At 65.5% G+C, this 22993-nt stretch carries 23 protein-coding genes; 22 read left to right on the plus strand and 1 reads right to left on the minus strand.

Annotated features, from left to right (window positions below):
- Positions 1-32: 32 nt before the first annotated feature.
- From coaD to smc, 10 genes are all read left to right on the plus strand, one after another.
- Positions 33-521 (plus strand): pantetheine-phosphate adenylyltransferase, encoded by a 489-nt coding sequence (gene coaD / locus CH266_RS11275; protein WP_027496670.1) that lies wholly within the window; start codon positions 33-35, stop codon positions 519-521.
- A gap of 167 nt (positions 522-688) precedes the next feature.
- Positions 689-1480: a DivIVA domain-containing protein gene (locus CH266_RS11280; protein WP_045841865.1), complete on the plus strand. Its 792-nt coding sequence runs from the start codon at positions 689-691 to the stop codon at positions 1478-1480.
- 91 nt (positions 1481-1571) lie between these two features.
- Positions 1572-2180, plus strand: coding sequence for a YceD family protein (locus CH266_RS11285; protein WP_176457069.1), 609 nt, complete (start codon positions 1572-1574; stop codon positions 2178-2180).
- The gene (rpmF, locus tag CH266_RS11290) at positions 2181-2363 is read left to right on the plus strand and encodes a 50S ribosomal protein L32 (protein WP_032397784.1); all 183 of its coding nucleotides are present in this window, start codon (positions 2181-2183) and stop codon (positions 2361-2363) included.
- A 26-nt stretch (positions 2364-2389) separates the two neighbouring features.
- On the plus strand, positions 2390-3172 hold the full coding sequence (rnc, locus tag CH266_RS11295) for a ribonuclease III (protein WP_027496672.1): 783 nt from the start codon (positions 2390-2392) through the stop codon (positions 3170-3172).
- A complete protein-coding gene (gene mutM / locus CH266_RS11300; protein WP_094715303.1) occupies positions 3172-4038 on the plus strand; it encodes a bifunctional DNA-formamidopyrimidine glycosylase/DNA-(apurinic or apyrimidinic site) lyase in 867 nt (288 codons plus the stop codon). Before rnc ends, mutM begins: the two co-directional genes overlap by 1 nt.
- 49 nt (positions 4039-4087) lie before the next feature.
- Complete coding sequence (locus CH266_RS11305; RefSeq protein ID WP_027496674.1) at positions 4088-4516, plus strand: OsmC family protein; 429 nt, start codon at positions 4088-4090, stop codon at positions 4514-4516.
- Positions 4516-5412 (plus strand): SMP-30/gluconolactonase/LRE family protein, encoded by an 897-nt coding sequence (locus tag CH266_RS11310; RefSeq protein ID WP_032383419.1) that lies wholly within the window; start codon positions 4516-4518, stop codon positions 5410-5412. The genes CH266_RS11305 and CH266_RS11310 overlap by 1 nt, the downstream gene beginning before the upstream one ends.
- Positions 5409-5684: an acylphosphatase gene (locus tag CH266_RS11315; protein ID WP_032372630.1), complete on the plus strand. Its 276-nt coding sequence runs from the start codon at positions 5409-5411 to the stop codon at positions 5682-5684. The genes CH266_RS11310 and CH266_RS11315 overlap by 4 nt, the downstream gene beginning before the upstream one ends.
- 59 nt (positions 5685-5743) lie before the next feature.
- Positions 5744-9418 carry a chromosome segregation protein SMC gene (gene smc, locus CH266_RS11320; protein ID WP_094715304.1) on the plus strand — a complete coding sequence of 1225 codons (3675 nt, stop codon included), beginning with the start codon at positions 5744-5746 and terminating at the stop codon, positions 9416-9418.
- A 7-nt stretch (positions 9419-9425) separates the two neighbouring features.
- Here smc and CH266_RS11325 read toward each other — a convergent pair whose 3' ends face one another.
- The gene (locus CH266_RS11325) at positions 9426-10058 is read right to left on the minus strand and encodes an MSMEG_1061 family FMN-dependent PPOX-type flavoprotein (RefSeq protein WP_094715305.1); all 633 of its coding nucleotides are present in this window, start codon (positions 10056-10058) and stop codon (positions 9426-9428) included.
- Positions 10059-10155: 97 nt separating this feature from the next.
- Between CH266_RS11325 and ftsY the strand changes: the two genes are divergently transcribed.
- From ftsY to trmD, 12 genes are all read left to right on the plus strand, one after another.
- Positions 10156-11553: a signal recognition particle-docking protein FtsY gene (gene ftsY / locus CH266_RS11330; RefSeq protein ID WP_032384415.1), complete on the plus strand. Its 1398-nt coding sequence runs from the start codon at positions 10156-10158 to the stop codon at positions 11551-11553.
- Between the two features lie 186 nt (positions 11554-11739).
- Entirely contained in the window at positions 11740-13044 is a 1305-nt protein-coding gene (locus tag CH266_RS11335) for an ammonium transporter (RefSeq protein ID WP_370878683.1), read from the plus strand.
- Between the two features lie 72 nt (positions 13045-13116).
- On the plus strand, positions 13117-13455 hold the full coding sequence (locus CH266_RS11340) for a P-II family nitrogen regulator (protein WP_019664269.1): 339 nt from the start codon (positions 13117-13119) through the stop codon (positions 13453-13455).
- The gene (locus tag CH266_RS11345; protein WP_027496681.1) at positions 13445-15976 is read left to right on the plus strand and encodes a [protein-PII] uridylyltransferase; all 2532 of its coding nucleotides are present in this window, start codon (positions 13445-13447) and stop codon (positions 15974-15976) included. Before CH266_RS11340 ends, CH266_RS11345 begins: the two co-directional genes overlap by 11 nt.
- Positions 15977-16178: 202 nt before the next feature.
- On the plus strand, positions 16179-17153 hold the full coding sequence (locus CH266_RS11350; protein ID WP_032383416.1) for a M23 family metallopeptidase: 975 nt from the start codon (positions 16179-16181) through the stop codon (positions 17151-17153).
- A 153-nt stretch (positions 17154-17306) separates the two neighbouring features.
- Positions 17307-18866 carry a signal recognition particle protein gene (gene ffh, locus CH266_RS11355; protein WP_032366589.1) on the plus strand — a complete coding sequence of 520 codons (1560 nt, stop codon included), beginning with the start codon at positions 17307-17309 and terminating at the stop codon, positions 18864-18866.
- An 11-nt stretch (positions 18867-18877) separates the two neighbouring features.
- Positions 18878-19996, plus strand: coding sequence for an amidohydrolase family protein (locus CH266_RS11360; RefSeq protein WP_032383415.1), 1119 nt, complete (start codon positions 18878-18880; stop codon positions 19994-19996).
- The gene (locus CH266_RS11365) at positions 19989-20864 is read left to right on the plus strand and encodes a CPBP family intramembrane glutamic endopeptidase (RefSeq protein ID WP_080730117.1); all 876 of its coding nucleotides are present in this window, start codon (positions 19989-19991) and stop codon (positions 20862-20864) included. Before CH266_RS11360 ends, CH266_RS11365 begins: the two co-directional genes overlap by 8 nt.
- A 171-nt stretch (positions 20865-21035) precedes the next feature.
- Positions 21036-21515 carry a 30S ribosomal protein S16 gene (gene rpsP, locus CH266_RS11370; protein WP_027496686.1) on the plus strand — a complete coding sequence of 160 codons (480 nt, stop codon included), beginning with the start codon at positions 21036-21038 and terminating at the stop codon, positions 21513-21515.
- The gene (locus CH266_RS11375) at positions 21512-21754 is read left to right on the plus strand and encodes an RNA-binding protein (protein WP_027496687.1); all 243 of its coding nucleotides are present in this window, start codon (positions 21512-21514) and stop codon (positions 21752-21754) included. Before rpsP ends, CH266_RS11375 begins: the two co-directional genes overlap by 4 nt.
- Positions 21755-21769: 15 nt before the next feature.
- Complete coding sequence (rimM, locus tag CH266_RS11380; protein WP_032370787.1) at positions 21770-22309, plus strand: ribosome maturation factor RimM; 540 nt, start codon at positions 21770-21772, stop codon at positions 22307-22309.
- A gap of 3 nt (positions 22310-22312) precedes the next feature.
- Positions 22313-22993, plus strand: coding sequence for a tRNA (guanosine(37)-N1)-methyltransferase TrmD (gene trmD, locus CH266_RS11385; protein WP_032383414.1), 681 nt, complete (start codon positions 22313-22315; stop codon positions 22991-22993).

A 22993-nucleotide genomic window follows, 5' to 3' on the forward strand; every position in this document is an offset into this window, starting at 1 on the left:
AATGAGCTGTCTGAGCTGATAGGTTCGCGGGCATGACTGGCGCACTGTGTCCTGGATCCTTCGACCCGGTGACCATCGGTCACCTGGATATCTTCGAGCGCGCGGCGGCCGCCTTCGACGAGGTGGTGGTGACGGTGATGGTGAACAAGAGCAAGAAGGGCATGTTCAGCGTCGAGGAGCGGATCGAGATGCTCGAGGTCGCGACCGAGCATCTGCCCAATGTTCGGGTCGGTTCGTGGTACGGCCTGCTGGTCGATTACGCACGGCAAGAGGGCTTTTCGGCGATCGTGAAGGGTCTTCGGAGTGCTGTCGACTTCGATTACGAGTTGCAGATGGCGCAGATGAACCGGACGCTGACCGGAGTGGACACGGTGTTCCTCCCTGCGAATCCGGCGCACAGTTTTCTGTCGAGCTCGTTGGTCAAGGAGGTGGCCACGTTCGGGGGAGACGTCACCGGTATGTTGCCGCCGTTCGTGCAGGACCGGTTGATGTCGCGTATCGCCGAGCGTGCCGCCCAGTAGTTCGATGGCGCAGTAGTTCGATGGCCCAGTAGTTCGAAAGGGCGACACACCGGGTGGGTATAGCGCAGACCGGCGTATCGGCGGGCAGACTGAACAACGAAGAACTGTGGGTGTCGTCTGCGGAGCAGATGCGTTCGCGGTGGCAGATTCGACGATTGGGGTAACCGGTGTACCGCGTATTCGAGGCGCTCGACGAGCTCGTCGCCATTGTCGAGGAGGCGCGCGGCGTTCCGATGACTGCCGGGTGCGTCGTCCCTCGCGGCGATGTCCTGGAACTGCTCGACGACGTCCGTGACGCCATACCCGGCGAGCTCGACGATGCGCAGGACGTGTTGGATCATCGCGACAAGCTGGTGGGTGACGCGCGGGCGACGGCGGAGAAGACCGTCACCAGTGCGAACGCCGAAGCTCAGGACACGGTGGAGAACGCACGCGACTCGGCGGACCGCATTCTCGCCGACGCCAAAGCCCAGGCCGATCGCATGGTGTCCGAAGCGTCGGCGCATGCCGATCAGCTCGTGGCCGATGCCGAAGCCGAGGCCGAGCGAACGGTTCTCGAAGGCCAGCGTGAGTACGAGGCGCTGACCGTTCGCGCTCGCACCGAGGCCGATCGGATGATCGAGTCCGGTACGGCGTCGTACGAGCGGTCGGTCGCAGACGGCACCGCCGAACAGAACCGGCTCGTCTCGGAGACGGAGGTCGTTCAGGCGGCCCACGCCGAGTCGGCTCGGGTGATCGACAGCGCACACGCCGAATCCGATCGGATGCGCAGCGAGTGCGACGTCTACGTCGACACCAAGCTTGCAGAGTTCGAGGAGTTCCTCAGCGGCACCATTCGGTCGGTGGGTCGCGGTCGGCAGCAGCTGCGCACCGGCTCGGGCGTCCCGGACTACGGCAACGAACCGTACGGCGACACCTCCTACGGAAGTGCAGACCAGGGACGTCGTAGTCGGCACTGACCCGTCACGATTTGCTCACGTATGCGCAGATGCGTATCGTTGTGTGGTTGCTTACCGACAGTAGGCACACCGACAGTAAGGAAGATCAGCCGTGCCCCCGCCCAAGAGAACGACGCGTCCCGAACTGGACGCAGGATTCGTTCTGGACATTCTCAACCTCGGTCGTCGACCCGGGTCGACGAAAACCATCGAGCGGACGGTTCCGGCTCCTTCCCGAATCGGCCTCGATGCCATTGCCATCGAAGCCGGTGTACCGGTCTCGCTCGATCTGCAGTTGCAGGCGGTATCCGAGGGCGTTCTCGTCACCGGTTCCGTGCGAGCTGCCACGGCCGGTGAGTGCACGCGCTGCCTCGACCCGGCCACTGGCAATGTCGACGTCTACCTCACCGAGCTGTTCGCTTACCCGAACAGCATCACCGAGGAGACGACGGATGCGGACGAGATTCACCGCATCGTCGACGACCTGATAGATCTCGAACCCGTCATCGTCGACGCGGTCGGTCTGGAGCTTCCACTCCACCCCGTCTGCAGTGACGAGTGCGAGGGATTGTGCCCAGAATGCGGCGTTCGCCTGGCGATTGCTGAATCCGGCCACAGTCACGATACAATTGATCCTCGCTGGGCTGGACTTGCAGCCAAATTTGGCGTGGATCCAGAACCGAGCACAGAACTTGTGAACAACGAAGCCGAGGAGAAGTAAGTGGCTGTCCCGAAGCGCAAAATGTCGCGTTCCAACACGAGGTCGCGTCGTGCACAGTGGAAAACCACTGCGCCCACCCTCGTGACGTGCCCCAACCGTGGTTGCGGCGAGAAGACGCTGCCCCACATCGCGTGCCCTTCGTGCGGTACCTACAAGGGCCGCCAGGTCGTCGCAGCGGTCTGATTCCCGCTCAGGTGACAAACGAAGTAGTGGACCGACACAACGGCGGGCCACAGAACAATAGCTCTACTGCCGTCAGCGGCGGGGACGACCGAGAGTCGCTCCTCGCCGCTATCGGTGTTTCTCTGTCCGAACCCTTGTTGACGCTGGCTCTGACGCACCGGTCGTTCGCCTACGAGCACGGTGGTCTGCCGACCAACGAACGGCTCGAGTTCTTGGGCGACTCCGTGCTCGGCTTGGCGGTCACCGAGCACCTGTACGCGGTGCACCCCACCAAGTCCGAAGGACAGCTGGCCAAGATCAGAGCCAGTGTGGTCAACATGCATGCGCTCGCCGAGGTGGCTCGTGATCTCGGTGACGGCGGCCTCGGTCGTCATCTGTTGCTGGGTAAGGGCGAAGAGCAGACCGGCGGGCGCGACAAGCCCAGCATCTTGGCCGACGGTATGGAGTCCTTGCTCGGTGCCATCCACCTGCAACACGGAATCGATGTTGCCCGCACCGTGGTTCTGACACTGTTCGCCGGCTTGCTCGATCGGGCTCCCAAGCTCGGTGCGGGTCTGGATTGGAAGACCAGCCTGCAGGAGTTGACTGCGGAACGTGCACTGGGTGTCCCCGCGTACGAGATCTCGTCCACCGGACCCGACCACGACAAGGAATTCACGGCCACTGTGCTCGTCGGCGGATTCCCGCGCGGCGTCGGGGTGGGCCGGTCGAAGAAGGAAGCCGAGCAGAAGGCTGCCAGCACGGCGTGGAACTCGTTGTCGGACAACGAGACTCCTGTCGTTGCCGACTCCGCATCCGACTCTTCCTGATGCCCGAACTGCCTGAGGTCGAGGTGGTCCGGCTCGGCCTGGAATCTCACGTGGTCGGCAAGACGGTGCGCTCGGTGGAGGTACTGCACCCTCGCGCCGTACGGCGACACGACCTCGGCGGCCTCGATCTGATCGGCCAATTGCAGGGTCAGCGCATCACCTCGGCCCAGCGGCGTGGCAAGTATCTGTGGCTGGTGATGGAACCCGGAGATTTCGCGACCGTCGTCCACCTGGGTATGAGCGGGCAGATGCTCGTGCAGCCTCCCACTGCCCCGGACGAGAAGCACCTGAGAATTCGAGCTCGCCTGGACGACGGTAGCGACCTCCGCTTCGTCGACCAACGGACCTTCGGCGGTTGGGCACTCGCTCCGATCGTGACGGTGAACGGAACCCAGGTACCCGAACCGGTCGCGCACATCGCCCGCGATCCTATCGACCCACTGTTCGATGCCGAATCGGTGGTGAACGTGTTGCGCGGCAAGCACACCGAGATCAAGCGGGCACTGCTCGACCAGACCGTGCTGTCCGGTGTCGGCAACATATACGCAGACGAAGCGTTGTGGCGCGCGAAGATTCACGGCAATCGAATCGCAGAAGCACTGACGCGTCCCGCGCTGCGGCGTCTGCTGACCGGGGTCCACGCGGTGATGGGGGAGGCCCTCGCTCAAGGCGGAACCTCCTTCGATGCGCTGTACGTCAACGTCAACGGGCAGTCCGGCTACTTCGACAGGTCGCTCGATGCCTACGGGCAGGAAGGACTGCCCTGTTCGAGGTGCGGCGCACCGATCCGGCGCGAAAAATTCATGAACCGCTCCTCGTTCAGCTGCCCCACCTGCCAGCCGCGGCCGCGACACCTCCGGACCTGACCCCATTCCGCAGGCTCCACTCCTGAACCGCCCGCCTAGTATTTCGGTCATGGCAGAACAGAGCACGCCGACCAACCTCTGGGTCGAGCGCACAGGCACACGTCGATACACCGGTCGCAGTTCGCGGGGAGCCGAGGTGCTCATCGGGTCCGAATCGGTCGAGGGTGTTTTCACTCCGGGGGAGCTGCTCAAGATCGCCCTCGCGGCGTGCACGGGCATGAGCTCCGACGTCCCGCTCTCTCGTCGACTCGGTGACGACTACTCCGCCACCGTCGAGGTGTCCGGGGCCGCCGACCGCGAGAACGAGCTCTATCCCGAGTTGAACGAGATCCTTCGAGTCGACCTCAGCGCGATGGACCCCGAGGCGCAGCAACGCCTGCTGACCGTCGTCGAGCGTGCCATCGACAAGGTGTGCACGGTCGGGCGGACCTTGAAGGCCGGAACGACGATCAACCTGGACATCGACGTGGACGCCTGATGAAGTCTCGGGCGATCTTCACCGCTGCGTTGCTCTGCGGCGCGTCGATCGCCGCGGCCCCGGCCGCACAGGCGTCGAGTGCGTGTACTCCGTGGTCGGTGAGCACAGTGGCGTCGGGATTCGGGATGCTCGAGAATCTGGAGTTCGACGGCCGCGGCTCGATGATCGTTTCCGAGACGTCGCCGATCGGACCGGGTGCTCTACGTAGCGTCGCGCCGAACGGAGACCGGGGCACTCTGGTGTCGGGCGTCGAGTCACCCGGCGGCTTGGTGCGGGACGGAGACACCCTGTACTTCACCACCGGAAACAGTGCGGCCGCAGGACTTTTCGATTCCTCGACCGGAACGATCGACGCGCTCGATCTCGATACCGGTGGTCGCTCGACGTACGCGTCGGGCCTGGCGATGCCCAACGGACTGGCGAGATCGGAGACGGGTGATCTCTTCACCACCCGTAATCTGGGTGTCGCTGCAGGCCTGAGCCGGATCGCGACCGATCGCACCGTGTCGACGGTACGTGCGGATCTGGGGTCTGCCAACGGGATTGCGATTGCGCGTGGAAAGATCTACGTGGGCAACACGTTCGATGTCGAGCCCGTCGTGTACGTCCTCGACGAGCAGGATCCGTCCGGTTCGGTCTCGCGTGTTCGCGTCGACGGATTCGGACCACTCACCATGTCGGACGACCTGACCGTGGGTGTCGACGGAATGATCTATCTCGCACAGAATCTCGCGGGACGAGTTATTCGCATCGACCCGACGTCGGGGTCGTCGTGTGCCGTGGCGACAGGTGTGCCGCTGACATCTGCGGTCGCGTTCGGCGGGGTGGGATTCGACCCGACGTCGTTGTACGCAACGAGTTTCGACGGATCCGTCCGAGAGTTGAGCCCGGCATGAGCGACGAGCGTCTGACAGCGTGGGTGCACGGCCTGGTGCAGGGCGTCGGGTTTCGGTGGTGGACTCGATCGCGTGCTCTCGAACTCGGTCTCGTCGGTCACGCGACCAACCACGCCGACGGACGGGTGCTGGTGATCGCCGAGGGACCGCGCGATCGTCTCGACGCGCTTCTCGAACTGCTACGCGGCGGTGGAACCCCCGGCACGGTGACGCTCGTCGTCGAGAGTTGGGGGTCGGCCCGCGGTGATCTGAGCGGTTTCGTCGAGCGCTGACCTGCACTACCGGAGGCTGGGCGCGCGGGTGGGCACCTGGCCGGTAAAGTACGGACGCTATGTATCTGAAGAGTCTGACGCTCAAGGGCTTCAAGTCCTTCGCTTCGGCGACGACTCTTCGATTCGAGCCCGGTATCACCTGCGTGGTCGGACCGAACGGCTCCGGTAAATCGAATGTCGTGGACGCTCTGACCTGGGTGATGGGCGAGCAGGGTGCCAAAGCCCTGCGCGGCGGCAAGATGGAAGACGTCATCTTCGCGGGAACCTCGGGTCGAGCGCCGCTGGGTCGAGCCGAGGTGACGCTGACGATCGACAACTCCGACGGAGCGCTGCCGATCGACTACTCCGAGGTATCGATCACCCGCCGCATGTTTCGCGATGGTGCGGGCGAGTACGAGATCAACGGAAGTTCCTGCCGTTTGATGGACGTCCAGGAGCTGCTGAGCGACTCCGGTATCGGGCGCGAGATGCACGTGATCGTCGGGCAGGGCCGGCTGGCGGCGATTCTCGAATCCCGCCCGGAGGACCGGCGAGCATTCATCGAGGAAGCTGCCGGCGTTCTCAAGCACCGCAAACGCAAGGAAAAGGCGGTCCGCAAACTCGACGCGATGCAGGCCAATCTCGCGCGACTGACCGATCTGACGACCGAACTGCGTCGGCAACTCAAGCCGTTGGGTCGGCAGGCCGAGGTCGCACGTCGAGCGCAGACGGTGCAGGCAGACCTGCGCGACGCTCGCCTCCGGCTGGCGGCAGACGATTTGGTGGCCAGGCGAGAAGAATTCGCCAACCAGACGCAGGACGAGGAAGCGGCTCGCGAGCAGTATGCGATGGTGCAGGACGCCCTCGAGGCGGGGACCGTAGCCCTCGCCGAACACGAGCAAGCCGTCGCTCGCCTGACGCCCAGCGCCGAAGCAGCCGGGCAGTCGTGGTTTCGACTTTCCGCGCTGGCCGAACGAGTCAACGCGACTGTTCGCATCGCGCACGAGCGGGCCCGGCACCTCGACTCCGTGCAGAGCGCCGGTCGAGGGCAGGACCCAGACGAGCTGGAGGCACAAGCCGAGCGGGTTGCCGAAGAAGAGATGGAACTCGTCGAAGCCGTGGAGATGGCGCGGGAAACCCTCGAGGCGGCCCGCGAACAGTTGGCCGAACGAGAGTCGGCGGCTGCGGCTGCGGAACGGGCGCACCTGGCGGCCGTGCGTGCGGTGGCCGATCGCAGGGAGGGCTTTGCACGCTTGTCCGGGCGGGTCGATACCTTCCGGACCAAGGTCGAATCTATCGACGCCGAGGTGGCACGCCTGTCGGTGGCCATCGACGAGGCCCGTGAACGGGGCGAGGCGGCCCAGCGCGAGTTCGAGAGCGTGCAGGACCAGATCGGTACCCTCGACGCCAGCGAACTGAGCTTGGACACCCACTACGAGCGCGCAGTGGCTGCGCTACGTCATGCCGATGCGCGTGTCTCGGAATTGCAGGCCGAGGAACGCACCGCGGGTAAGCGGGTGGCGTCCTTCGAAGCGAGGATCGAGGCGCTGACGATGGGCCTCGAACGAAAAGACGGTGCCGGCTGGTTGGTGGAGAACGAACAGGACGGACTGTCGGGACTGCTGGCCGGGCACCTGACGGTCGAGCCGGGATTCGAGATCGCGGTCGCAGTCGCGATGGGACCGGCGGCCGACGCTGCCCACGCCGAGTCTTTCGCCGCTGCCCGCGATGCAGTCCTGGCGCTCCGCGCCGCGGACGGTGGTCGCGCAGCCATAGTGCACAGCAGTTCCGTTGCAGTGCAACCACTCTCGCGACCGGAACTTCCTGATGGCGCGCGGTGGGTGCTCGATCTCATCGACTACCCGGACCGCCTGGCCGGTGCCATGACGGCATTGCTCGACGGCGTGGTTGCCGTCGACTCGCTCGATACCGCGCACCGACTCGTCTCCGACAACGGCCGACTGCGCGCGGTGACCAAGGACGGCGACGTCGTCGAACCCGGGTGGGTGACCGGAGGATCGGACCGACGGCCCAGCACGCTCGAAGTGCAATCCGCCATCGACACCTCGACCGTCGAGCTGGCTGCGGCCGTGCGCCGGGCCGAGGAACTCGATGCAGCGCTTTCCGGTGCGCTCGCGGAACAGCGCGACCGACGTGAATCGGCGGAGCAGGCTCTGGCTGCCCTCAACGAATCCGATGCCGCTATGGCAGCTGTGTACGAGCAGCTGGGCAGGCTCGGTCAATTGGCGCGGTCTGCTCATGCCGAGTCGGCACGGTTGACGACGCAGCGTGATTCGGCCGAGACGAGTCGCGAGGAAGCGGTCGCTCGGCTGGCCGAGCTGGAAGACAGCCTGCGATCTGCCGAGGACGAACAATCCGGGTTCGTGGGAGACGGTGAGAGCGGCGACGCGGCTACCACGATGGAGCGTGAAATGGCGGCGGCCGCACTCACCGAGGTTCGCGCCGTGGAAGTCGAAGCTCGGCTGAACGTGCGCACCGCGGAGGAGCGTGCGCAGTCGGTCCGGGGACGGGCAGATTCGCTACGCCGGGCGGCGCGAGCCGAGCGGGAGGCCAGAGCCAGGGCCGAGAGGGAGAGCGCGGCTCGGCGTCATGCTGCCGCGGTCGCTGCCGCAGTGGCGGAGTCGGGTGAAGAGCTCGCGACTCGTCTCGGGGCGGTCGTCGCTGCTGCCGCACGACGGCGCGACGAGCTCTCGGCCGAACGGACAACGCGCACAGCCGAACTCGACACGGTCAAGGAGCAGGTTCGGGCACTTCAGGGACAGTTGGCCTCGATCACCGACGCGGTGCACCGCGACGAGGTGGCGCGTGCCCAGGCCGCCCTGCGCATCGAGCAACTCGAGACGACCATTCTCGAACAGCACGGGATCGGGCTCGACGATCTGGTGGCGGAATACGGCCCCGACGTCCCGCTGCCTCCGACCGAACTCGAAATGGCCGAGTACGAGGCGGCCAAGGAACGCGGTGAGCAGGTGGTGGCACCCGCCCCGATGCCGTTCGACCGCGCCACTCAGCAGGCGCGTGTCAAACGCGCCGAACGGGATCTGGCCACGCTCGGCAAGGTGAACCCGCTGGCTCTGGAAGAGTTCGCGGCACTGGAAGAGCGATACAACTTTCTGTCCACCCAGCTCGAGGACGTCAAGTCCGCGCGCAAGGACCTGCTCGGGGTCGTCGCCGACGTGGACGACCGCATCCTGCAGGTGTTCACCGAGGCCTGGCTGGACGTCGAGCGTGAATTCACCGGTGTCTTCGCCAAACTGTTCCCCGGGGGCGAGGGACGGCTGATTCTGACCGACCCGTCGGACATGCTCACCACCGGAATCGAAGTGGAAGCACGGCCGCCCGGCAAGAAGGTCAAGCGGCTGTCGCTGCTGTCCGGCGGCGAGAAGTCGCTGACGGCCGTTGCGATGCTCGTGGCGATCTTCCGTGCTCGACCGTCGCCGTTCTACGTGATGGACGAGGTCGAAGCAGCGCTGGACGACACCAACCTGCGGCGACTCATCGGTTTGTTCGAGCAACTCCGCGAGAAGTCGCAACTGATCGTCATCACGCACCAGAAGCCGACGATGGAAGTGGCCGACGCCCTCTACGGCGTCAGTATGCGCGGTGACGGCATCACCACCGTCATCTCGCAGCGGCTCAATCGCGAGCGCGTCGCCGTCGATGCAGTCGAACCTGCCGTCGAGGCCGCCGAACCGGACGTGTCGGTGCCCAGCGACACCGATTCCGCGACGTGAGGCTGCGCTACTTCTCGGGGTAGAGCTGCTCGGCGTAGGAGGGCCCGTAGTACTCGCGGAGTTCTTCCACCGTTTCGGGTGCCTGCGGAATCAACGCTTTCGTCAAGGACGCGACATCGGGAATGGAGTCCGCATCCCACGTGTCCGGCTGCCACAACTTGGACCGCATGAATGCCTTGGCGCAGTGGTGGAACACCTGCTCGATGTCGACGACGAGGCACATGATGGGTCGGTGGCCCTTGACCTGTAGTTCGTCGAAGAACGGTGCGTCGGTCACCAGCGACGCGCGACCGTTGATGCGCAGGGTGTCGCCGCGCCCCGGCACGAAGAAGTTCAGGCCGACGAACGGATTCTCGAGAATGTTGCGGTAGCCGTCCATTCGACGATTACCGGGCCGTTCGGCCAGTGCGATCGTGGCCTCGTCGACCACGTGGACCAGGCTGCCGGGCGGATCACCCTTGGGGGAGACGTCGCACCGCCCGCTCGCGTCCGAGGTTCCCATCAGGCAGAAAGGCGAGGCCGCGAGCCAGTGCACGTCGAGTGGATGCAGGGTCCGGCGATCCTTGTTGGCCGCCCGAAAGCTGGGTTCGCCGAACATGGCGGTCAGTTGGTCGGCGTCGCGCACCGTGGTCCACGTCATGGCGACGATGCTATCGACACGACCCGGACGGCGGACAGTCCATTTCGGCGATGCACCACCGATGCGTTCGGTCGTTACCACCTGAGAGGATGGTCACGTGAGTAATCAAGCGTGGATCATCGTCGCGGCGATCGCTGCCGTCCTGCTCGTCGTCCTCGTCGTCGGGTTCGTTCTGTCCCGTCGCCGGAGAGTGTCCCTCAAGTCGGACGAGGCCGCCCGAATCGAGGACGCGGCCACCAAGGACAGATCCGGTGGCTACACCGCGGGCAGCGGTTTCTCGTTCAGTCAGGGCACTGCGACCGCCGAGCCCGTCCCGCCTGCCCCGAAGCCCGTCCCGCCTGCCCCGAAGCCCGTCCCGCCTGCCCCGAAGCCTGTCGAGACCTTCCCGGTCGAGCCGACGCCGGTGCCACCCACCCACACTCGGGACGAGCCGGAGGTCCTCGACCCCGAGGTTCCGGTCGTCGAGCCTCAGGTGCCGGTTGTCGAGCCAGCCGAGCCGGCCGAGCCCACCGCGCCTGCGGTGCCGGAACCCGCCCCGGACGCCGAGGCGCCTGCTCCTCGACTGGACACCATCGATCCGACCGAAGGTCGGTTGGACCGTCTTCGTGGACGTCTGGCTCGTTCCCAGTCTGCGGTGGGCAAGTCCCTGCTCGGATTGCTCGGCGGCGGAGACCTGGACGAGGACTCCTGGGAAGAGGTCGAGGACACGTTGCTGATCGCCGACATCGGCTCGGCCACGACCACGGAGATCATGCGCACGCTGCGCGAGCAGATGGCAGCTCGCAGTATTCGTACCGAAGCCGATGCGCGAGCCCTGCTGCGGGAAATTCTGGTGGCGCAACTGCATCCGGAGTTCGATCGTTCGATTCGCGCGCTTCCGCACGACGGCGCGCCTGCGGTGTTGTTGGTCGTCGGAGTCAACGGCACCGGCAAGACCACGACCACCGGCAAGCTCGCCCGTGTCCTGGTCGCGGACGGCCGGCGAGTGCTCCTCGGTGCGGCCGACACGTTCCGCGCTGCTGCCGCGGATCAGCTGCAGACCTGGGCCGAGCGAGTCGGTGCCGAAGTGGTGCGCGGCAAGGAAGCCGCCGACCCGGCCGCCGTTGCCTTCGACGCGGTGAGCAAGGGAATCGAGAACGGAGTCGACGTGGTGCTGGTCGACACCGCAGGTCGCCTGCACACGAAGTCCGGTCTGATGGACGAGCTGAGCAAGGTCAAACGCGTCATCGAGAAGCGGGCCCACGTCGACGACGTGCTGCTCGTTCTGGATGCGACGGTCGGCCAGAACGGACTGACTCAGGCGCGCGTCTTCGCCGAGATCGTGGACATCACCGGTGTCGTGCTGACCAAGCTCGACGGAACCGCGAAGGGCGGCATCGTTTTTCAGGTACAGCGGGAACTCGGGGTACCCGTCAAGCTCGTCGGTCTCGGCGAAGGTGCCGACGATCTGGCTCCGTTCGAGCCAGGGGCGTTCGTCGACGCACTGCTCGGTTGATCGACCTCGCCGGGCTCCGGCGAACCGGGTAAAAAGCACAAACGCCAGCACGAAACCTTTTAGCAACAGAATTCGGTCATGCGTTCACATGCCCGAAACACCCGAGTGTCACGGATGAAACTTCGTGAAACCACTCTTCTTGCGTAACGGCGCGCCAACCGGTGTGCAGGAGAATGGAGGGTGTACGTGAGTCCCGAGGATATGTTGGCCAACTCCGGCAACGCCGCGTGGATGCTGATGGCAGCATCGCTGGTACTGCTGATGACGCCGGGCTTGGCGTTCTTCTACGGCGGTATGTCGCAGTCGAAGTCCGTGTTGAACATGATGATGATGTCGTTCGGAGCTATGGCCGTCGTCTCGATCATCTACTTCCTGTGGGGATGGTCGATGTCCTACGGCACCCAGGACATCGGCGGTGTCTTCGCCAACCCGTTCGAGTTCTTCGGACTCAAGGATTCGATCACCGACGCGGACGGCAACTACATCGCCGGCGCATGGGGTTACGCCAACGTCATCGACGTAGCGTTCCAGGTCACGTTCGCCATCATCACGGTCGCCCTGATCAGCGGCTCGATCGCCGGTCGAGTCAAGTACGGCACCTGGCTCGCCTTCGCAGGAATCTGGGTCACCCTCGCGTACTTCCCGCTGGCACACATGGTCTGGGGCGGTGGACTGCTGTCGGGCTCCGAGAAGGGCTTGGCTGCAAAGATTTTCGGAACGATGGTCAACGACGACGGTGACACCGTCGCCAACGTCGCACCGATCGACTTCGCCGGTGGAACCGTCGTGCACATCAACGCCGGTATCGCAGGCCTGATCCTGGCGATCATCATCGGCAAGCGAGCCGGATTCGGCAAGGTCGCCTACCGTCCGCACAACCTCCCGTTCGTCATGCTCGGCGCAGCGCTGCTGTGGTTCGGCTGGTTCGGATTCAACGCCGGTTCGGCATTCGCCGCCGACGGCATCGCAGGCGTGGCCTGGGTCAACACCACCGCGGCCACCGCAGCGGCCATCGCAGGCTGGCTCATCACCGAGCGCATCCGCGACGGACACGCAACCAGCCTCGGTGCCGCATCGGGCATCGTCGCAGGTCTGGTCGCCATCACCCCGGCCGCCGGTGCGCTCACCCCGGTCGGAGCCATGATCCTCGGCGTCATCGCCGGCGTGCTGTCGGCTCTCGCCGTCGGACTGAAGTTCAAGTTCGGTTACGACGACTCGCTCGACGTCGTCGGCGTCCACCTGGTCGCAGGCCTGTGGGGCACCATCGGAATCGGCTTCCTCGGATCCGAGACCGGCCTGTTCTACGGTGGTGACTACAAGCAGCTCGTCGTGCAGATCGTCATCGCGTTGTTCGCATTGGTCTTCACCGCAATCGTGACCGCGGTCATCGCCTTCGCTCTGAAGCCGCTGGGCTGGCGCGTGACGGACGAGGAAGAGGCGAACGGCATCGACGAGGCCGAGCACGCCGAGACTGCATATGATTTCGCCTGACAAGGTAGAGATAGAGATGAACGCTGCACCGTACGACAACGGGCACTCGAGGTCTTGTGAAGGGAAGCAAAAATGAAGCTGATCACGGCAATCGTCAAACCGTTCACCCTGGAGGACGTCAAGACGGGGCTGGAACAGGCCGGCGTGCTCGGAATGACCGTCAGTGAGGTTCAGGGCTACGGCCGCCAGAAGGGCCACACCGAGGTCTACCGAGGTGCGGAGTACTCGGTCGATTTCGTTCCGAAGGTGCGTGTCGAGGTAGTCGTCGACGACGCCGCAGTGGAGAAGGTCGTCGAGGTCATCGTCGAAGCAGCCCGCACCGGCAAGATCGGTGACGGCAAAGTGTGGGTTTCCCCGGTGGATTCGGTCATCCGAGTCCGTACCGGAGAACGTGGCGCCGATGCGCTCTGACCCCACAGGGTCTCGGTCCGGGGGCCCCGGTTCTGGCGCACGCGCGCCAGAACCGGGGCCTTCGGTCTCTACGGGCTCCGCATCGAAGGGCACGAGCGATGCAGCTGCGGATCTCGCTCGGGCCAGAAAGCAACTGCTCGACGGCGGCACCCGCAACCGCCGCCTCGATGCGCCCTCGCTCAGGCAGGCGCTCGTCGATCTTCACGAGTTCTGGCTGACCACCAAGGGCGCAGAACTGGGCGTGAAGCCGGATTCCGGTTTCGCGATAGTCGCAGTAGGAGGTCTGGCGCGTCGCGAACTGCTGCCGTACTCCGACCTGGACTTGATTCTGTTGCACGACGATCTCGACCCCCGCATCGTGGCCGACGTCGCCGACAAGCTCTGGTATCCGTTGTGGGACGCCCACATCAAGCTCGATCACAGTGTGCGTACCGTGCCGCAGGCCCTGCAGGTTGCCGCGGCGGACATGACCGCAGCACTCGGCATGCTCGAAGCACGCCACATCGCCGGTGACGTGGAATTGAGCAACCTGTTGATCGGTGGCATACGTCGGCAGTGGCGCACCGGAATTCGCGGTCGCTTCGACGAGCTGATCGGCCAGACTCAGGGGCGCTGGGCACGGAGCGGCGAGATCGCACACCGTGCCGAACCCGACCTCAAGAGCGGCCGCGGCGGGCTGCGCGACGTGCAACTGCTCGACGCCCTCTCGATTGCTCAGTTGACCGATGGCATGCCCGGGTTGGGACCCGAATCACCCGGCGGCGGTTTGGCATTCGCGCACGGGCGACTTCTCGACGTGCGAACCGAACTGCACCGGGTGGCCGGTCGTGCGCGAGATCAGCTACGTGCGCAGGACGCCGACGAGATCGGTGCTGCGCTTCGCATCGGCGATCGGTTCGATCTCGCTCGTGTGCTCAGCGATTCGGCACGCACCATCAGCTACTCGGTCGATGTGGGTTTGCGTACCGCCGGCAATTCGCTTCCACGACGAGGTCTTTCGCGTCTGCGTCGCGTACCCGTTCGCCGTCCGCTGGACGAGGGAGTCGTCGAGCACGCGGGCGAGGTGGTGCTGGCACGCGATGCACGACCGAACAAGGATCCGGGTCTGATCATGCGGGTTGCGGCAGCGTCGGCTCAGACCGGCATGCCGATGTCTGCCTCCACGCTCAACCGCCTGTCCGACAGCGCCCCCGAACTCCGTGAGCCGTGGCCCAAGGAAGCACTCAACGATCTGTTGGTGCTGCTGGGATCCGGCCGCAAGGCCATCGCGGCCATCGAGGCGCTCGATCGAACCGGATTGTGGGGCAGGCTGATTCCGGAATGGGGTGCGGTTCGAGATCTGCCGCCTCGAGATGCGGTGCACACCTGGACAGTGGATCGACACCTGGTCGAAACTGCCGCGTACGCAAGTGCATTGACCACACGTGTCGCTCGTCCCGATCTGCTGGTGCTCGGCGCGCTCGTCCACGACATCGGAAAGGGGCGCGGCGGCGACCACAGCGTCGTCGGTGCCGATCTCGCCGTTCAGATCGGTAACCGGCTCGGCTTGTGGCCCTCCGACGTGGCCCTGCTGACGGCAATGGTCCGCTATCACCTCTTGCTGCCGGAGACTGCCACCCGGCGCGATCTGGACGACCCGGCAACCGTGCAGACCGTCGTGGATGCGCTCGGTGCGGACACCGTTCTGCTGGAGCTTCTGCATGCGCTCGCCGAGGCGGACTCTCTCGCGACCGGACCCGGCGTGTGGGGGGACTGGAAGGCGTCGCTGATCCGTGAACTCGTTCGTCGTTGTCGGCTGGTGATGGCGGGAGAGACTCTGCCGTCGCCGGATCCGCTCGACCCGGCGCACATCGAGTTGGCCTCGCGCGGGGGAGTGCACGTCGACATCACGCCCACCGACGGTCTGCACACCTTCGTCGTGACCGTGGTTGCACCCGACACTCCAGGACTGCTGTCCGACGCGGCCGGAGTGCTGGCACTGCATTCCTTGCGGGTGCTGTCGGCCTCGCTCGGCAGTCACGACGGTTCGGCGATCAACTCGTTCGATGTCGCACCGTTGTTCGGTGCTCCGCCGCAGGCGGGGTTGATCCGGCAGGAGATCATCCGTGCGCAGGCGGGCGAGCTCGACCTGGTCGCCGTACTCGACGCGAAGGAACGAGACGCCCGCGTCGAGACCTCGGACGAGGACGGCGAGGATTCGGCTGTGCCGGTCCTGTACGCCCAGGCTCCGCCTCGGGTGCTGTGGTTCGACGACAACGAACCGGGTCAGGTCGTGCTCGAACTGCGAGCCGAGGACCGCCTCGGCCTGCTGTGTCGATTGGCGAGTGCAATCGAGCAGCAGGGATTCGATATTCGCTGGGCGCGGGTATCGACGCTGGGTAGTTCTGTGGTCGATTCCTTCTGCATCGACTTGGCCGGCGCGGACAGTCGGGCTGTGCGCGAGGATCTCGAACGCGCGCTCCTCGCCGTCGTGCCATCGCCGGAACCGCCCAAACCCCCGGAAAAGCCCGAGGGCACTTGACCGTTGGTCGGAAGTTCGTCGGAAACCGACATGCCGTGGTGACATTTCACGAACTTCCGGCCGATGGGTTTACCCCCGAGACCGATTTGTTATGTTCGTCACCTGACGCAGCAGGCCCTTCGGGCCGAACTGCCGGCTCCGCTGCTCGAACGTCTCGTCGTTCCTGCAGGCTCCAATTCTGACATTTCGAGAGGCGCGCACTGTGGGATCACACCGACGGTCGAACATCTACGTACCGGCCGAGACGGCATCGGGTACGCCCGGTGGCAAGCATCGCGCCGCGGAGGAAGTTCAGGACACCGGCAGGCGTGCGGCCACCATCGTCGCCGCAACCGGTGCCATCGTCGTCGGCGCGACCACCATGGGCGCGGGCACCGCAGGCGCGGCACCCGTCCCGGAACCGCCCGCGGCCGGATTCCCCTTCGCCGTCCCGGAGGGTGTGCTGCCTGCCGGATTCGAGCTGCCCCAGATCGTGCCACCGCAGTTCGTGCCACCGCAGTTCGTGCCACCGCAGTTCGTGCCACCGCAGTTCGCGCCGCCTTTCGGTGCGCCGCCGCAGGCCGCACCGGACCTTGCTCCGGCCCCGCAGACCGATCCTTCGGCAGTCCCGTCGGACGCCTCGACACAGGCACCGACTCCGGGGCCGCTCGCCGCTCTCGGCCCCGAGGTGGACGCCGCGGCCCAGCAGTGGCTCGACGACGTCGGACTCGGTGGAACGGGTGCCGGGCCGGCGTCGCCGCTTGAGAGTTTGCGTTCGTTGAAGAAGGCGACGGTCCAGCCCGTCGCCGGAGTGTTGACGTCGAACTTCGGTTCGCGGTGGGGCACTCAGCACAGCGGGCTGGACATCGCCGCCCCGATCGGCACGCCCATCTACGCTGCAGCCGACGGCACGGTGTCCGATGCGGGACCGGCGTCCGGGTTCGGACTCTGGGTCAAGGTTCTGCACGACGACGGCACCGAGACCATCTACGGACACGTCAACGACTTCTCGGTGCAGCCCGGTCAGCGGGTCACAGCCGGAGAACAGATCGCAACTGTGGGCAATCGCGGTCAGTCGACCGGCCCGCACCTGCATTTCGAGGTGCACGATCCCGCCGGCGTCAAAGTCGATCCCGCACAGTGGCTCTCCACCCGCGGCGTGGCTGTGACGTGGAGTGATTCGGCAAGCAAGGCCTGACCGGTCGCACCGCACCGAACGGACTCACTGCCCGACGCCCTGAGCGAGGATAAGGTGGGCTGGCGTTAGTCTGGTGACAACGCCGGACTCGGTCTGGTGACAGTGCCGGACTCGGCTCGTTTTCGGTGATCGGCTAGCTCAGGAGTGCAATCGGTGTTCGAATCCCTTTCCGACAGGTTGACCGGGACTCTCAAGGACCTGCGTGGCAAAGGTCGACTGTCCGGTGCGGATATCGACGCCACAGCCCGCGAGATCCGACTGGCCCTGCTCGAGGCGGACGTGGCGTTGCCCGTCGTGCGGGAGTTCATCAACCGCATCAAGGTCCGCGCCAAGGGTGCCGAAGTATCGGGCGCACTCAACCCGGCTCAGCAGGTCGTCAAGATCGTCAACGAGGAACTGGTCGGCATCCTCGGCGGCGAAACACGCAGACTGGTGTTCGCCAAGAACCCGCCCACCGTCATCATGCTGGCCGGCCTGCAGGGTTCCGGTAAGACGACCTTGGCGGGCAAGCTCGCCAAGTGGCTGAAGGGGCAGGGGCACACCCCGCTTCTCGTCGCCTGTGACCTGCAACGTCCCGGTGCCGTCAGCCAGCTCCAGATCGTCGGCGAACGGGCAGGCGCGGCAGTCTTCGCCCCGCACCCGGGCACGTCCATCGGCGGTGGCGAGAACGCGCTCGGTGTGTCGGCCGCGGACCCGGTCGAGGTGGCCCGCGCCGGAGTGGCCGAGGCTCGCAGCAAGCAGTACGACGTGGTCATCGTCGACACCGCAGGCCGTCTCGGTATCGACACCGAGCTGATGAGCCAGGCCGCCGGGATTCGCGACGCGGTCGAGCCGGACGAAACCTTGTTCGTTCTCGACGCCATGGTCGGCCAGGACGCCGTCAGTACCGCCGAGGCGTTCCGCGACGGAGTCGGCTTCACCGGTGTCGTGCTGACCAAGCTCGACGGCGATGCCCGCGGCGGCGCAGCACTGAGCGTGCGCGAGGTGACCGGGCAGCCCATCATGTTCGCGTCGACCGGCGAGAAGCTCGAAGATTTCGACGTCTTCCACCCCGACCGCATGGCCAGTCGCATCCTCGGGATGGGTGACGTGCTCAGCCTCATCGAGCAGGCCGAGCAGCACTTCGACGCCGAGCAGGCCGAGGCCACCGCCAACAAGATCGGCTCCGGCCAGCTCACGCTCGACGATTTCCTCGAGCAGATGATGGCCGTTCGCAAGATGGGTCCCATCGGAAATCTGTTGGGAATGTTGCCCGGCGCGGGCCAGATGAAAGAACTGGCCAATGTCGACGAGAAGCAACTGGACCGGGTGCAGGCGATCATTCGCGGCATGACGCCGCAAGAGCGCACCGATCCGAAGATCATCAATGCCTCCCGACGACTGCGGATCGCGAACGGCTCGGGCGTGAAGGTCTCCGACGTCAACCAATTGGTCGATCGGTTCTTCGAGGCACGCAAGATGATGTCGGCGATGGCCGGTCGGATGGGCATGCCGGGTGCGCGAAAGCAGGTGCGCAACAACAAGAAGGGCAAGAAAGGCAAGAAGGGTGCTCGCGGGCCCACACAGCCGAAGATCCGCGGCGGGTTCCCCGGAATGCCTGGTGGAATGCCTGCCGGAATGCCCGACCTGTCGTCGATGCCCAAGGGCCTCGATCAATTGCCGCCGGGACTCGAGGGAATCGATCTCTCGCAGCTGAAGCTGCCGAAGAAGTAAGCGGGCCTGCGGTGTCGGCATTGCGGGTGCGGGGACGCGGGCTGCCGGACGAGTCCCCGATCGACCTGTGGATCGACGGTGGCGTCCTGTCCACGGAGCCCATCGCCGATGCCGACTTCATCCACGACGGCGGGTGGATCCTGCCCGGGCTCGTCGACGCGCACTGTCATGTCGGCATCGAGTACGGCGGAGGACACACCGACCTGGCCGGGTCGATTGCGCAGGCCGAGACCGAACGAGGCGTCGGGGCTCTGCTGCTGCGTGACGCGGGCTCTCCGGTCGACACGCGGGCGTTGGACGACCACGACGACCTCCCACGCATCATCAGGGCGGGGCGGCACATCGCCTCCCCGAAGCGATACATCCCTGGCCTGGCGATCGACATCGAGGACGAATCACAACTTCCCGAGGCGGTCGCGCAACAGGCGCGATTCGGCGACGGGTGGGTCAAGCTCGTCGGTGACTGGATCGACCGCTCGGTGGGAGACCTCCGGCCCCTCTGGAACGACGCGATCCTCGTCGACGCCATTGCCGCGGCCCATGCGGAAGGGGCACGCGTCACCGCGCACGTCTTCGGGGAAGACGCGCTCCCCGGACTGATCGCGGCAGGCATCGACTGCATCGAACACGGCACCGGCCTGACCGACGAGACCATTGAGATGATGGTCCAGCACGGGACAGCGTTGGTGCCGACGTTGATCAACATCGAGACCTTTCCCGGCATCGCGGACTCGGCCATCCGCTACCCGGTCTACGCCCGGCACATGCGCGCGTTGCATGCGCGAGTCGGCGATACCGTCGGCCGTGCCCACGACGCAGGTATCCCGATCTTCGCCGGAACCGACGCCGGCGGATCCATCGCGCACGGCCGCATCGCCGACGAGGTGGACGCTCTGGGACGCGTCGGATTGTCACCGACCGACGCGCTCGGTGCTGCTTGCTGGGACGCCCGGTCGTGGCTGGGGCGAGGCGGGCTCGAGCACGGTGCGCCCGCCGATCTCGTCGTGTACTCCGACGACCCGCGCGGGGGAGCGGACGTGTTGTCCAACCCCGAGCTGGTGATTCTGCGCGGCCGCGTGACCGATCGTCGCGGACGCGCCGCGAGTGGATCGGGATACGGCGATGGTTGATCCGCGGCAAGGCCCGGACCGATTCGATGCCGACCAGTTCGGCCGCACACCAGGAGGCGCGGGGGAATTCGACGTGAACCGGCCCAGCTGGGCGGGAATGGCACCGATGAATCACGTGCAACAGCAGGGCTCGGGACTGTCCGAGACATACTGGCGTGCCGAAGCAGCGGCTGCGGAGCGCAGACCCGGCCAACGGTGGGGACTGCCGGCGGCCGCCCTCGTGCTCGGCCTCAATCTTGCCGGGTTCCTGCTCCTCGGCCTGGTCGTGTCCTCGGAGTCCTCGCCGCTGTTCGTCGTGGGGATCATGATCCCGAGCCTGCTCGCCGCAGGACTGGCGGTGGCGGTCACGATGTCGAGGGGCAACGGCCCCGTCGTCGACTTCGGGCTCCCGAGATCCGTTCACGAACTCGTCGGTCATATCCGATCCGGTCTGGCCTGGGGTGGAGTCGCCCTCGTCGGTGGAGTGCTGCTCGCACTCGTGCTGCTCTCGCGTATCGATTTTCAGGATCAGGCACCGCTGGGCGGTATGGCAGACATCGCCATGGGGTGGAAAGTCGCTTTCGCGGTGTGGATTTGGATCGGCGCACCGATCTGCGAAGAAACGATGTTCCGCGGCATGTTGTGGGGAGCTCTCGAAAAACGCACTCGACCCATGCCGATGGCGTGGCTGGGCAACCGCTGGGTGGTACTGGTGATCACGGCGGTGATGTTCGCGATCTGGCACCGAGAATGGTGGCGCTTCGTCGTCTTGCTGTGGGGAGGACTCGCCATCGGCATCGCGAGAATGAGAAGTGGCTCGATCGTCGCGTCGACCACGGCCCACTCCGTCAACAACACCTTTCCGGCTTTGGTGATTCTGCTGGCCTGACCGGGCGATTGAGGGTATCGGGTGGTCGTCTGGCAGAATGGACCGCTGTTCGCCCGTCTCCGGTTACGTACCGCGCGGCGGTCACGACAACTCCAACGCAAAACCGGGTTCTCATGCCGTGCGAACCGCTGAATTGCGCAGTGACCACTCCTCGAAAGGCTTCACCAGAACATGGCCGTCAAGATCAAGCTCATGCGTATCGGCAAGATCCGCACCCCGCATTACCGCGTCGTCATTTCCGACGCCCGCACCCGCCGTAACGGCCGTGCAATCGAGACCATCGGGACGTACGAGCCCAAGCAGGACCCCAGCGTCATCGAGATCAACTCCGAGCGTGCGCAGTACTGGCTGGGCGTCGGCGCGCAGCCGACCGAGCCCGTCGAGGCACTGCTGAAGATCACCGGCGACTGGCAGAAGTTCAAGGGCCTGCCCGGCACCGAAGGCACCCTCCGCGTCGCCGAGCCCAAGCCGTCGAAGCTCGACCTCTTCAACGCTGCGCTGGCGCAGGCGGATTCCGAGCCCCAGGGCGAGGCCACCACCGCCAAGAAGAAGAAGGCACCGAAGTCGGACGATTCCGCTGCCGCGGACACCACCGACGCTGCAGCAACCGAGACGGCAGACGCGCCGGCCGCCGAGGCTGCTGAGAAGTGAGTGCCGTTGTCGCCGATGCCGTCGAACATCTCGTTCGCGGCATCGTCGCCAATCCCGATGACGTTCGCGTCGAGATGATCACCGGCCGTCGTGGTCGCACCGTGGAAGTTCACGTGCACCCCGACGACCTGGGCAAGGTCATCGGACGCGGGGGTCGCACCGCTACGGCGCTGCGCACTCTCGTCTCCGGAATCGGTGGTCGCGGCATCCGTGTCGACGTCGTCGACACGGACCAATAGGTCACGTAACCCATCATGGAGCTGGTCATCGGTCGTGTCGCCAAGTCGCACGGCATCAAAGGTGAAGTGGTTGTCGAGGTCCGAACCGACGACCCCGACGACAGATTCGCCGTCGGCACTGTTCTGCGTGGCCGCAAGCCACGATCGAATGCACAGCCCGTGACACACACGGTGGACGCCGTCCGGGAACACTCCGGGCGGCTTCTGCTGCGTCTGAACGGCATCGACGACAAGACCGCAGCGGACGAACTGCGCGGAATTCTCTTCGTCGTCGAATCGACCGATCTCCCACCGTCCGACGATCCGGACGAGTTCTACGATCACGAACTCGAAGGCCTCACCGTGGTACTCACCGACGGTTCGGTCGTCGGTACCGTCCGCGAGGTCCTGCACTCGGCAGCAGGCGAACTGCTGTCCATCACGCCCTCGGCCGATGAGCAATCCGGTCGTTCCGAGATTCTCGTACCCTTCGTTTCGGCCATCGTGACGTCTGTGTCGTTGGCAGACAAGACAATCGAGATCGATCCGCCCGAGGGCTTGCTGGATCCGGAGTAGTTCGTGCGCCTCGACGTCGTCACCATCTTCCCGGAATACCTCACCCCACTGCGTACTGCTCTGCTCGGTAAGGCGATCGATCGCGGGCTGGTATCGGTGGACGTTCACGACCTGCGCTCCTGGACCCACGACGTGCACAAGGCCGTCGACGATTCCCCGTACGGCGGCGGGCCGGGAATGGTCATGAAGCCGACCGTCTGGGGTGACGCACTCGACCAGGTGCTGACCGACGAGTCGCTCCTCGTCGTCCCCACTCCCGCAGGCGTGCCGTTCACGCAACGCACTGCCGAAAGATGGTCCACCGAACAGCATCTCGTGTTCGCGTGCGGTCGCTACGAAGGCATCGATCAACGCGTGTTCGACGACGCCGCACGCCGCGTTCGGGTCGAGGAAGTCAGCATCGGAGACTACGTTCTCATCGGCGGCGAGGCGGCAGTACTGGTCATGGCCGAGGCCGTCGTCAGATTGATGCCGGGCGTACTCGGCAATCAGCAGTCGCACCAAGAGGATTCGTTCTCCGATGGGCTGCTGGAAGGTCCGAGTTACACCCGGCCGGCCCGATGGCGAGAACTCGACGTCCCCGAGATTCTGTTGTCCGGCGACCACGCGAAGATCGCCGCCTGGCGTCGAGAACAATCTCTGCGCAGAACAGCGGACCGACGTCCGGATCTACTGACGGACTGA

Source organism: Rhodococcus sp. 06-1474-1B (assembly GCF_002258885.1).
Taxonomy (GTDB): Bacteria; Actinomycetota; Actinomycetes; order Mycobacteriales; family Mycobacteriaceae; genus Rhodococcoides; species Rhodococcoides fascians.